The sequence below is a fragment of the Dasania sp. GY-MA-18 genome (assembly GCF_024734385.1).
In the GTDB taxonomy this organism is placed as follows: domain Bacteria; phylum Pseudomonadota; class Gammaproteobacteria; order Pseudomonadales; family Dasaniaceae; genus Dasania; species Dasania phycosphaerae.
The window spans coordinates 45,317-56,678 of record NZ_JANHAP010000017.1 but is presented as its reverse complement, the minus strand read 5'-3'; the positions used below and the strand labels follow the sequence as shown (position 1 = coordinate 56,678).

Annotated in this window: 13 protein-coding genes; 11 read left to right on the top strand and 2 right to left on the bottom strand. The window is 42.8% G+C overall.

Annotation, left to right across the window (positions count from 1 at the left end; all coding sequences use genetic code 11):
* The first annotated feature begins 137 nt into the window (after nucleotides 1–137).
* The 6 genes from NO559_RS16300 to NO559_RS16275 all read left to right on the top strand — a co-directional run bounded on the left by NO559_RS16300 (nucleotide 138) and on the right by NO559_RS16275 (nucleotide 4,861).
* The gene (locus NO559_RS16300; RefSeq protein ID WP_258332940.1) at nucleotides 138–437 is read left to right on the top strand and encodes a hypothetical protein; all 300 of its coding nucleotides are present in this window, start codon (nucleotides 138–140) and stop codon (nucleotides 435–437) included.
* Nucleotides 438–558: 121 nt separating this feature from the next.
* Nucleotides 559–1,464 (top strand): hypothetical protein, encoded by a 906-nt coding sequence (locus NO559_RS16295; protein WP_258332939.1) that lies wholly within the window; start codon nucleotides 559–561, stop codon nucleotides 1,462–1,464.
* A gap of 120 nt (nucleotides 1,465–1,584) precedes the next feature.
* A complete protein-coding gene (locus tag NO559_RS16290; protein WP_258332938.1) occupies nucleotides 1,585–2,361 on the top strand; it encodes a hypothetical protein in 777 nt (258 codons plus the stop codon).
* Between the two features lie 25 nt (nucleotides 2,362–2,386).
* Nucleotides 2,387–2,866 (top strand): hypothetical protein, encoded by a 480-nt coding sequence (locus NO559_RS16285; RefSeq protein WP_258332937.1) that lies wholly within the window; start codon nucleotides 2,387–2,389, stop codon nucleotides 2,864–2,866.
* Nucleotides 2,867–2,954: 88 nt separating this feature from the next.
* Nucleotides 2,955–3,359, top strand: a complete 405-nt coding sequence (locus NO559_RS16280) for a hypothetical protein (protein ID WP_258332936.1) — start codon at nucleotides 2,955–2,957, stop codon at nucleotides 3,357–3,359.
* Nucleotides 3,360–3,799: 440 nt separating this feature from the next.
* Nucleotides 3,800–4,861: a hypothetical protein gene (locus NO559_RS16275; RefSeq protein ID WP_258332935.1), complete on the top strand. Its 1,062-nt coding sequence runs from the start codon at nucleotides 3,800–3,802 to the stop codon at nucleotides 4,859–4,861.
* A gap of 587 nt (nucleotides 4,862–5,448) precedes the next feature.
* Here NO559_RS16275 and NO559_RS16270 read toward each other — a convergent pair.
* Nucleotides 5,449–6,423, bottom strand: coding sequence for a transposase (locus NO559_RS16270; RefSeq protein WP_258332934.1), 975 nt, complete (start codon nucleotides 6,421–6,423; stop codon nucleotides 5,449–5,451).
* Nucleotides 6,424–6,880: 457 nt separating this feature from the next.
* Between NO559_RS16270 and NO559_RS16265 the strand changes: the two genes are divergently transcribed.
* The 5 genes from NO559_RS16265 to NO559_RS16245 all read left to right on the top strand — a co-directional run bounded on the left by NO559_RS16265 (nucleotide 6,881) and on the right by NO559_RS16245 (nucleotide 10,537).
* Nucleotides 6,881–7,522: a hypothetical protein gene (locus tag NO559_RS16265; RefSeq protein ID WP_258332933.1), complete on the top strand. Its 642-nt coding sequence runs from the start codon at nucleotides 6,881–6,883 to the stop codon at nucleotides 7,520–7,522.
* Nucleotides 7,523–7,546: 24 nt separating this feature from the next.
* Nucleotides 7,547–7,690 (top strand): hypothetical protein, encoded by a 144-nt coding sequence (locus NO559_RS16260; protein WP_258332932.1) that lies wholly within the window; start codon nucleotides 7,547–7,549, stop codon nucleotides 7,688–7,690.
* 37 nt (nucleotides 7,691–7,727) lie between these two features.
* Nucleotides 7,728–8,774, top strand: a complete 1,047-nt coding sequence (locus tag NO559_RS16255; RefSeq protein ID WP_258332931.1) for a DUF2235 domain-containing protein — start codon at nucleotides 7,728–7,730, stop codon at nucleotides 8,772–8,774.
* A 110-nt stretch (nucleotides 8,775–8,884) separates the two neighbouring features.
* A complete protein-coding gene (nhaA, locus tag NO559_RS16250; RefSeq protein ID WP_258332930.1) occupies nucleotides 8,885–10,078 on the top strand; it encodes a Na+/H+ antiporter NhaA in 1,194 nt (397 codons plus the stop codon).
* Nucleotides 10,079–10,111: 33 nt separating this feature from the next.
* Nucleotides 10,112–10,537, top strand: coding sequence for a potassium channel family protein (locus tag NO559_RS16245; RefSeq protein ID WP_258332929.1), 426 nt, complete (start codon nucleotides 10,112–10,114; stop codon nucleotides 10,535–10,537).
* Nucleotides 10,538–10,643: 106 nt separating this feature from the next.
* On the opposite strand, the gene NO559_RS16240 is transcribed toward NO559_RS16245, so the two are convergent.
* Nucleotides 10,644–11,213 carry an alkylphosphonate utilization protein gene (locus tag NO559_RS16240; protein WP_258332928.1) on the bottom strand — a complete coding sequence of 190 codons (570 nt, stop codon included), beginning with the start codon at nucleotides 11,211–11,213 and terminating at the stop codon, nucleotides 10,644–10,646.
* Between the last annotated feature and the right edge of the window lie 149 nt (nucleotides 11,214–11,362).

Genomic DNA, 11,362 nt, shown 5'->3' with positions numbered 1-11,362 from the left:
CATAATATGGCATTATGTCAAATTGAAATGGGTTGATTCTACACACAGCCAAATTAACTCAGATAACGAATTAGAGACGAGATTTGAAACGCAATTTATCCCAAAATGTTTTTCTACAAGCTCGTTATACGTAAATAATGATGCACGAATATCATAAGATTAAAAATGCAGTCGTAGAACTTATATCCCCCTTGGGCTACCAAGAGGATAAACCTGATACAGAGCTAGACTATTGCGGCTCAATGCATAGCATTTATGCATCAGGTGAAAAACGATTTATGATCCAGTGGGACGGCGAGGAAGGCTTCGGCTCAGTTGAAATTTGGCAAGGTAATAATACGTGGGTTCTATTAAAGCCCATAGTTCCTGAGGCAAAAGAAATAGATTTTAATAAAAACCTTACGGCTCTATGCCTTCAAATTAAGGCTCAGCTATGAGTCAACGTATAACAAGTTTAGGCAATATCGCCCTTCGGGCTGGACAGCCTACAGCGCGCTTCGCGCAGGCTGCCATTGCTAAAGGCGTTAAATGTACAACCCAGCACTCAAGGAGAGAAATGTGCAGTATGAAGAAATACCGTTTAATCACTATTTAAAAGATGGTGAGGAAACTCTCATTCGCTATGAAGAGTCTTGTGATTGGCTTGAGAGCTTAGGATTTAATTACAAGGCTTCTAGATATAATCAGTATAAGGATAGTATCGACAATCTTTCCAATGTATTGGAAGGAAGCCCTTCCGATAGTGATCTTGAAAAGTCATTCCATGCCTACTTGAATGCATATGCTGAGGCAATCGACCTTATTAGGGTTAAATCTGCGATGGATGGCGCTGACTTTGATTCATTCAAAGACAGGCTTAAAAAGGTAGTGTCAGGAAGTGCATTTAGAAACTCTTCAATGAAAGATCAGTCAAGAAACTTTTTATTTGAGCTAAACATAGCTGCAAGATTTATATCTGGCGGTTATGAAGTCGACCTCAATCATAAAGCAGATCTCGTTACATTTGTGGGGGATACAAAACTGTATGTAGAATGTAAACGAATACGCTCAATCAATAAAGTTTCAAGTAATATTAAAAAGGCTAACTCTCAAATACTTAATAGGCTAAAGAATGATAAATCTTCTAAATCTCGCGGTATGATAGCCATTAATGTTAATGATATTCTAAACCCCGACAATGATATGGTTGTTACAGAGAGCGTAGAAGACCTTCATAGGCTTAATTCGGAGCACTTAAATCAGTTCGTAGAATTCCATGAAGATAAGCTAAAGCCCAAGGAAAGCAAAAAAACGATTGGTGTATTCTGCGAATATATAAACCAAGCAATGGTAAATGAAAAAGATGAAATAAAGGCTTGTAACTGCCGGGGGGGAAAATTGTATCAATACCGAGAAGGCGGAATAAACGAGAAATTAGTTCGTGAAATTGCACAAAATATAGCTAATCAGCAACCTTGGAACTAGAGCATTTAACAAGTCAATCAATGTCGCCCCTTCGGGGCTGGACCTCCGCACTGCGTGCTCCGGCCCATTATTGAGGCGTTATAGGGCAAAGTGCTCCACCAATAGAGTGTCAAATAATTTATGAGCCACCCGTTATTTCCTATTATTGCAATCATTATCTTTGCTGTTGTATATGGTGCCGCAACGTTATTGGTTAAGCTGAGACCAAATGAGACAGAAAATTGGAAAGTGCTTACAGTAAGTCTCGCTATTTTTCTTATTATTATGTTTTCATGGAGGCATAGTGGAACTGCTCCACAGAGATGGGCTGTGGAGCAATGCAAAAATTCTAAATTAATAGTTTATGAAACTGTATTTGCGCAAGGATTTTACGAGTATTCGTTTAACATAAGTACTGATTTACTCAGAGCCATTATGGATGGCAGCTTTAGGTATGTGGAAGCGAAAGCGAAGCGAGAGTACTCCGATAAAACATTTGCTAAGTATTACATTTCAGACGTAGCGGATAAGAATTGCCAATCCACACTCTCAATAAAAATAACAGAAGGGGCTACCAGAAAAAGGCAGTATGCGCGTCGAAATTTGCCTTCACTAGAGAAAGGTCAATGTATAGCAGTTGAATTTAGTGATGAATTAGAGAGCAAATACGAGTATTACTCCAATACAAAAAATGCCTTCGGGAGGCCAGATCGAAGAGTAAGTACGAAACTGGTTAAGGAAATAGAAAGCAGAAAGGTTTTGGCTGAATGGAAGGGTTATTCAGGCAGCAGCATGTGGGGCGCATCTAAAAGCTGCGGATATATGGAAGAAGATCTCCCATTTAAAAAGGTACTTCTAATAGAGAGCGCGGCCTATAACAAGGCAAATCAGCAAGGGCCTGCGGCCGGGACGCGCTAACGCGCGCCCCTGTTTGCGGCGTTAAATGACCATGAAGAATCGAGCCATACTCATAATATTATCTCTGCTATTTCCACTTGTAGCCTGGGGTACTGTAACTTGGTCGGCCTATTGGCAAACCGTGACCATAACCGCGATAGGTCCAAAAACGGCAGGGACGATCACAGTTAAGGCCGCAAAGGATGAAAATGGATTCCTAAATCTCCATGTACAGTCAAATTATAGCGATAGTCTGTTTTCAGGAGAAATCAAAGATCCTCACATTGAATCCATCACAATCCATAGATACTCTGATTCAATTGAAGGCTACAAGGATCTATTCTATGTGTGCTTGTATTACGGTACGCGAGATAAAACAAATTATGGATCAGAAGAAAATCCATATATACAGTGGCAGTACAATAAAGTTGTTTATTCGTTCAGGTACAACAAAGTTGAAACAAAAATATTTAAAAATAATGAGCGTTGGTTCCCCTCCGATTGCATCCCGGGAAGCTTCATTTAACAAGGCTATCAAAAATCGTTCCGGCCAAAAAACGGCCTCCACTGGACGCGCTAACGCGCGCCTTTTATAGCGGCGTTATACCTAAATCATGAATAGACTAATTGCCAAATTATCAATCGCATTACTTTTAACAATAAGTATTGGTGCCGGCTGCTGGCTTACTGTTGGTGACTTTTTTTATGAATTGTCCGCTCAAGATAAAGAAAGCTCAGAGCAGCTATTCGAAATCGTACAAAAAATAGAAAGTGGCGAAATCACACTAACAAAAGATAAAGTCATATTCACATTAACTAATTTAGCTGAGTCAAACAAAGGTATGTCCCAAGCATCACTAAAGTTTCACGAAGAATTTGAACACTATCTTGGCTTTATCACTGGCATTGTTCTTATTCAGGCAGCGCTATTTATCAGCATATTTAGGTCAAGGTATAACAAAAATGGGCATGCAAGCCCTTCGGGCAGGACGGCTGCTGCGCAGCCGCCCATGCCATAAGCGTTATGTGTAAAACCCCTTAATCGTGCGAGCGCCGCCGATTATGGTCGCAGTAAAATTCATGCTCATCTTTCAACGTGCTACGTAGAAAAGCTGAGGCGGCGCAGGCAATATTGTGCCAAGCAATGTATGTGCAAAATTTTAATAGCAGTTTGTGCTGCTGAGGCAGCAAAAAAGTCAGTGCCAACACAGGGAAATACGTGCTAAATTTTACCCTCAATAAAATTAATAAAAGCCAGTGTGGTTCCACACATAACAAGGGTGGTCACACTCGTTACGTGCCTTCGGCACTCCACTGGACAAGCGGCTGCGCCGCTTGCCTGTGCCACCGGCGTTATGTATCTGGTGAGTAGAGAAAATTGAAAGCATTTTTGAAACACTCGGGTGGTTCGTTAGAAGATTCAACTGGGAGAGTGATTTTTTTCAGTATGGATAGATTTGTGTCTGATATCTGCCAAGGTGATTGCTGCTTCATGTGTGGCGCATCGCCAAATGATAAAGAATTTAACGAAGAGCATGTGATACCAAAGTGGATTCTCCGAATGCTAGATATCTATAAGTTATCTATTACTTTGCCAAATGATGCAAAAGTACGATACGACAAGTATACGGTGCCATGCTGCAAGGAATGCAATTCATTTCTAGGAAGTGAAGTTGAAGAAGAGATGAGGTCAGTAATTGACGGTGGCTTAAATTCCGTCAACTCATATATTCAAACAAATGGTCCGTGGAAGATATTTCTATGGTTATCCCTTATTTTCTTTAAGACACACCTTAAAGATAGTTATTTGCGAAAGAATTTGGATAAAAGATTGGGTGACGATCCAATATCCAGCGATTATGAATGGGGCTTACTACATCATATTCATTGCATGATTCGCGCTCTACAAAATGGAATTTCAATTAGTAATGAATGTCTTGGTTCTCTAATTGTTCTTCCAGCCAAAACTGCTGAGCACTTGGATAAATATGACTATAGAGATGTGTATGCCGCTAATACGATTCTGTTAAGAATTAATGATATTGCTTTTCTGGCGGTTCTGGACGATTCGTGCGCAGCGCTGAATTTCTTTTCGGATCATTTTAAACGTCTTTCGGCGCCATTGTCTCCTATACAGCTTCGAGAGGTGTTGTCTCATTTAACTCTATTAAACAGTAAGCTTAAATATCGCCCTAGCTACTCAACCAAGATTAACCCGACTACTGGTGAGGCAGTTATAATTGCTCAGTTGCCTGAGAGTATGGAGCTGGAAGATCATGCTAGAGAAGAACTTGGTGAGATATTGTATGCAAATGTTGCAGAATACGTCGAAAAAATGCCTAGTTCAGACAAAAATTTCACCAAAGAAAACGTGCTAAGTGGTTGTTACCATTTTCTATTCGATGAAAATCAAGAATTTATTTTAAACTCAATGGATTTAATTGAAATGGAAGCAATAGATAATAAGACACCCACTTTAATACCAAACTATAAAACACAAAAAATCACTATTGTTCACTAACAAGGATGTCGATATAAAAATATCATTAATGAAATCCTCAAAATCTGCTTAAAATAACCGCATCTACAATTTTCATGCAGCACAAATCTACCGTAACGGCATCGGTATTGATTAGAAGGGATCAACAGATAATAAGACACCAGCAACAGATAATAAGACACCCACTTTAATACCAACCTATAAAACACAAAATAATCTCTATAGTTCACTAACAAGGATGTCGATATAAAAATATCATTAATGAAACCCTCAAAATCTGCTTAAAATAACCGTATCTACAATTTTCATGCAGCACAAAATCTACCGTAACGGCATCGGTATTCATTAGAAGGGGGTTAGTTAAAACAAAGCAGCGCAATTCGCCAGACCTGGCGTGCGTTGGTAGCCCATAGCTGCGAGATAATAAGACACCCACTTTAATAACAGCCTATAAAACACAAATAAATCTCTATTGTTCACTAACAAGGATGTCGATATAAAAATATCATTAATGAAATCGTCAATATGCGATTAAAATAACCCCATCTACAATTTTCATGCAGCACAAATATGCCGTAACGGCATCGGTATTCATTAGAAGGGATTAGTTAAAACAAAGCAGCGCAATTCGCCAGACCTGGCGTGCGTTGGTAGCCCATAGCTAGGGCGATTTCTTTCAGTTTATTTTTAACACCCACTAAGCTTTTAAACCGACTTTCAAATTGTGTGCTTAACGTCAGCCATTGCTGAGGCTGTATTGCTAAGCGCTCAAGTATGGGCGGTAGCTGTTGGCTGATCGCCCCGCGTTTATCACTACGAATAATCCGCCCGGTCCAATCGACTAGTTCTATATAATCTTTTAGTTGAAAGGGGAGGCCTTGTGGCATGGGTTCTCTAGGGTTGCCAATAAACTTGGCTAGAGCTTTGGGTGGGCGTTGTTGCTGTTTCATAGCGCTTAGTCTTTTTTTAATGGAGGTGTGCTTTGATTGTTCTGGCGTCGCAGCTAGCTTGGCTCTTATGGGGTTAAGGTCCACATAGGCCATGCACGCGAGCAGGGCTTTTTCGTCTAGCAAAGCCTGTGATTTAAAGCGTGACTCCCAAAATCTGCCAGTACATTTATCTTCCGCATTGGCTAGCCTGGCAATTGGTTCATTGAGTGCTCGCATAAACCAACTGATATCACAAAGCTGGTTGCGCCATTGTTGTAATTTGTTATTAACAGAAGCCTGCTCAGCTTTAGTCAGTTTCTCGCCTCTGGCATAGCGTTGGGTCAGTAAGGTCCCTTTATACAATCTATGCCAGCGTTGGCAAACTGCCTTATTACTGAGTTGTTGTGACTGAATCTTATTGATGTGCAGCACTACATGGTGGTGGTTGCTCATCACGGCATAGGCACATACATCAATAGTAAAAATAGAGGCTAGCAATAAAATCCGTTGCTCAACCCATAGTCGGCGGTGCTCGTAACTTTTACCACTAAAGCTGTCAGTGCCGCATAAAAAAGCGCGCCGTACGCAGCGTGAGGTGCAGTGGTAATAAGGCGTTGCGTCTAAAGAGATCAGTTCCTTTCGGGGTTTAGGCATGATAACCGCTCCTTGGTTTATCAATATATTGGACTGTTTAAATATACAGTAATTTTGTTTGCTGTCAATTTTTATTGTGGGTGTCTTGATTAGATTTGTGGGTGTCTTAATAGAGGATAGTGGCTCTTATAGTGGGTGTCTCGATTAAAGAGGTGTCTGATATGGGTGTCTCAATTAGAGAGGGATATCTATGAAAAGGCCATTCAGGCCTTGTTCCAATCTTCTATTTGTTTACCAATATCACCCCAAAGCTAAGGTGCTTTGCACTTAAAGGAGATGGCACTTTTGCGCTTAAAGAGTTATAACTAGGAATAAGCGTCGCTGAGCGGCGCTCACTCATTTTTACAAGCTGTTACCAGGGTTGGTTTAGGTTTGTTGTTCTGCGTTCTCAAGCCTCTATGTAGTTCCCTGCTTTTTTAATACATCCAGTTGTATGCCAAAGCTAACGGGAGGCACTATGTTTAGTTATTTTAAGGACAATATAGGCACGATTGTTTTATTGGGTTTGTTTCTGATTATTGGGGCTGTGTTAGGTGTGTTGTGCAAGCCCGATTCGCAAGGGGTTTACATAACTTTTCATTATGAAAGCGGTGCCGAGTTATTTGCTTTAGGTAGAAACACTCAATCTGTTAAATCCATCGATGTGGCAACGCTGTCAGATGCCGAGGTCAGTGTTTTAATTTCCAAGATCGAAGCACTCAATAATACCCATAAGCTAGGCCGCAAGCTGCGCAATTTGGCCAAGCGTGAAGAGGGGCCTTTTCGGCCCATACCAGTAAATCTTAATATTCATTTTGTGGACGAACAAAACGTTACCGGTCCGGTGGCTAAAGCCTGCCGCGATACCCCATTGTTTGGCAATGCCTTGGTTGCCTATGAGGTGGCGCCACCCAATGCCAGCTTGGTCACTGCGCAGGGGCTAATGAATATACACGCAGCCCGCGAGCAACTCGCCAATTGTACAGGCCAAGAGCGCCCATTAGAGCACTATAACCTCTGGCTGAGTAAGCAGCATGTAGAGCAGTGGTTAGGGGCTAGTTTTGAGCAAAACAATATACTAGTTAAAGCCCGTATTGTTTTGGCCAGCATTACTATTTAAGCACTAAAACTTTAGAGGCTGATAATGATGAAAAAATTATTGATATTAGGGTTGTGGTTAAGCTTAACGGCCTATGCCCAGGCCGAGTGCTGGTACAACGGCCATATGTATCCAGTAGGTACGGTGATTGCTGGTTTGGCCTGTCACAGTGATGGCCGTTGGCGTTAATCATTAAATTACTGTAATAAGGAAATGAGTAATAAATATGAAAAAAAGAATAGTTATTTGTGCCGACGGCACTTGGAATAAACCCGAAGAAGACCCCAGTAAAGATTTCCCTACCAATGTGTTAAAGCTTGCCCGCGCTATCAAGCCGGTAGCTAAAAGTGGCCAGCTACTGGTGCCACAGCAGGTGTTTTATGATTGGGGCATAGGCTCATATCACGATGGCTTTGTGGCTGGTGCAACCGGGCGCGGCCTGCATAAAAATATTATGGATGATTATCGTTACATCGTACAAAACTACTCTCCCGGTGATGAGATATTTTTATTTGGCTTTAGTCGCGGGTCTTACACCATACGTTCGCTGTGCGGCTTGATAAATAATTGCGGTATCATCAAGCGCCCTGATGCCGCCCTTATACAAGAGGCTTTTAATCTGTATAAAAAAAGCGGTGCCGATTACGCACCCAGAGGCGTTAAAGCCATTGCCTTTAGGGAGCGGCATAGCCATCCTTCACGGGAGATCGCCTTTGTTGGCGTTTGGGATACGGTGGGGGCCATGGGTATACCCGTATCTTTTTTGGGTTTATTTGAAGATAAAGACGAGTTTTACGACACCAAAATAGGCAGCAATATACGTATTGCGCGCCACGCTATGGCCATAGATGAAAACCGTAGCGATTTTGAACCTACGGTGTGGCAGCCACAAGCTAACATGGACATGCAACAAGTGTGGTTTGCCGGCGCTCACAGCAACGTAGGTGGTAGTTATAAGCCCGATAAGGACGGCAGCTTATTGTCGGATACGCCGCTGTTGTGGATGCTACAAGAGGCTGCCAGAGCGGGCTTGGAGGTGGAGCCGCATATCAAAGCGAATGCTAGCCCCAATCCCAATGCAACACTGCACAATTCGCGGCGCAGTTTTTATAGGGTTAAAAAAACTTACTGGCGTGAAATTGATCACGGCCTGGATAAGGTATTGATACATAGTTCGGTTAAACAGCGTTGGTTAGCCAATGAAAAATACCGCCCTAAAAACTTGCAAGCCTATCTCGATAAGCATGGCTGGCCTCAACAGCTCATAACTTGATCAATCTGTCTTAAGTTTTCAACGGCCCTAAAAGCTTGTAAGCTTATTGCCCGCTTAACCGCCGCTAAGCTTAGTGGTGGTTAAACCGTTAACCGATAAGCCGAGATTTTATGAGCGCACAGCCCGATTCTTTAGTACAACGTTTTTTTCAGTTTGAGGCCGCTGGCGGCATTATATTGATGATAGCCGCAGCCCTGGCACTGATTTGTGCCAACACCCCGTTATCCGTTTATTATGATTTATTACTCGATACCCCAGTAGAGGTACGCGTAGGGGCTTTAGAAATTGCCAAGCCTTTATTGCTATGGGTAAACGATGGCCTTATGGCCATATTCTTCTTTTTAGTGGGTTTGGAGTTAAAGCGCGAGCTTATAGAAGGTGAACTTAGCGACAAGCGTAATATTATTTTACCTGGCATAGGTGCGGTAGGGGGCATGCTGGTGCCCGCCCTGATTTATTTATACTTCAACAGTGATGACCCGGTAGCTGCTCAGGGCTGGGCCATACCCGCTGCCACGGATATTGCATTTGCGTTAGGTGTTTTATCGCTGCTGGGCTCTAGGGTACCGGTAAGCGTGAAAATCTTTTTAACTTCCCTGGCCATTTTTGATGATATAGGCGCGATATTAATTATTGCGGTTTTTTATACCTCAAAAATTTCTACTTTAGCCTTAATTGTTGTTGGCTTGTGTATTCCTTTATTGGCCTTTATTAACCGCCGCCATGTTGAGTCGCGCAGTATTTATATTTTTATAGGCTTGGTGATGTGGGTGGCGATGCTAAAGTCTGGGGTGCATGCAACTTTGGCGGGCGTGATACTGGCGATGTTTGTACCTATGCGTTCTAAGCAGGACCCCAAGTACTCGCCCTTAAAAAGTTTAGAGCACGATTTGCACAGCCTGGTGGCCTTTTTTGTGTTACCCGTTTTTGCTTTTGTCAATGCCGGTATTAGTTTATCCGGGGTAGGGGTCGAGCAAATGATGCACGATGTACCTTTAGGCATAGCCTTAGGGCTGTTTGTAGGCAAGCAATTAGGAGTGTTTGTACTGTGCGGTTTGGCCATCAAATTAGGCCTTACCCGTATGCCTAATCAAATGAACTGGTTAAGCTTGTATGCTACTTCGGCCCTTTGCGGCATAGGTTTTACTATGAGCTTGTTTATAGGTTCATTGGCTTTTGAAGAAACCGGGGTAAACCTATTATTTGATGAGCGCCTGGGTATTATTGTTGGCTCTTTATTGTCCGGAATTGTAGGCTTTGTGATTTTGAACAAGAGCCTGCCAGCAAAGCAAGCGGGCGTTTAAGCATAGCCGCACAACGCTGATAAGGTGGCTTTTATGTTTGTGGTTTTTATTATAGTCACCTTAGTTGTGACGCTGGCGGTATTGATACATTACGAATTTTTATCGCGCATGTCGGTGCATTTGTTGCGGCCGTCACTCAAGCCGCGCTTTAAAATTATCACCGGCGTGTTATTGGCCTTAGTGGCTCACGCGATTGAAATCTGGCTGTTTGCCTTGGCATATTATGTTATGCATACGGCGGGTTTGTGGGGGCAGTTGCTAGGCCATACCGATGGCAGCTTGTTGGATTGTGTTTATTTCTCTTTCACCACCTATAGCACTTTGGGTTTTGGTGATATTTACCCCAGCGGCGGCTTGCGTTATTTGACCGGCATAGAGTCGCTAACAGGCCTGGTGTTGATTACATGGACGGCATCGTTTTTGTATTTGGCCATGGAAAAAGAGTGGGGCAAAGATTAAGTCTATACATGGCTGTATAACAGCCATTAAAAAAGCCAAGCGTCTCTGAATGAGTTTATGCTTGGCTTTTTGCTTATGATTTTTAGCTTTTTTACAGCCAGTCCAACTACATCTTTTTAAGGTACTTGCTCACTAAAACTATGCGAGTGCCGTTAACGCGGCCTTCTATATGCTCGGGATTATTAGTTAGTGATATACCGCGCACGGCAGTGCCGCGCTTGGCGGTAAAGCCTGCGCCTTTTACATCTAAATCTTTAATCAACACTACGTTGTCGCCGGCTTGCAGGCGTACACCGTTAGAGTCGTAACAAGGTTCACTGTCATCCACCTCATCGTTTATACCGGCTTCAGCCCAGGCCTTTACGTCTTCTTCTAAATACAGCATGTCCAGAGCATCTTGCGCCCAACTTTCACTGCTTAGCTGTTTGAGCAGGCGATAGCACATCACTTGCACGGCCGGAACAGTGCTCCACATGGTGTCGGGCAGGCTGCGAAAGTGGTTAAGGTCTAACTGCTCACTACTGATTTGTTCGCGACAAGTTTCACATAGCAAAATGTGGCTGTCTTCATTAGTTTGCGGGCTTTCAGGTATAGAGTGAGCGGCTAAGGCGCTGGTGGCGGTGCAAAGTTCGCACTTGGAGTCGGCGCGTTGCATTAGGGCTTGTTCGTATTTCATGCTGGTATCTCGTCTTAGCGGCCTCAGTAAAAGGGGGCAGATAATAGAGAGATTTGCACTGATTGAAAAGGGGGCAGCGGTATTTGGCTTGGTGTTGAGGCTACACAAAGCTGGCCGCAAGAGCAGAGCGAGTGCTGTGGGTCACCAGA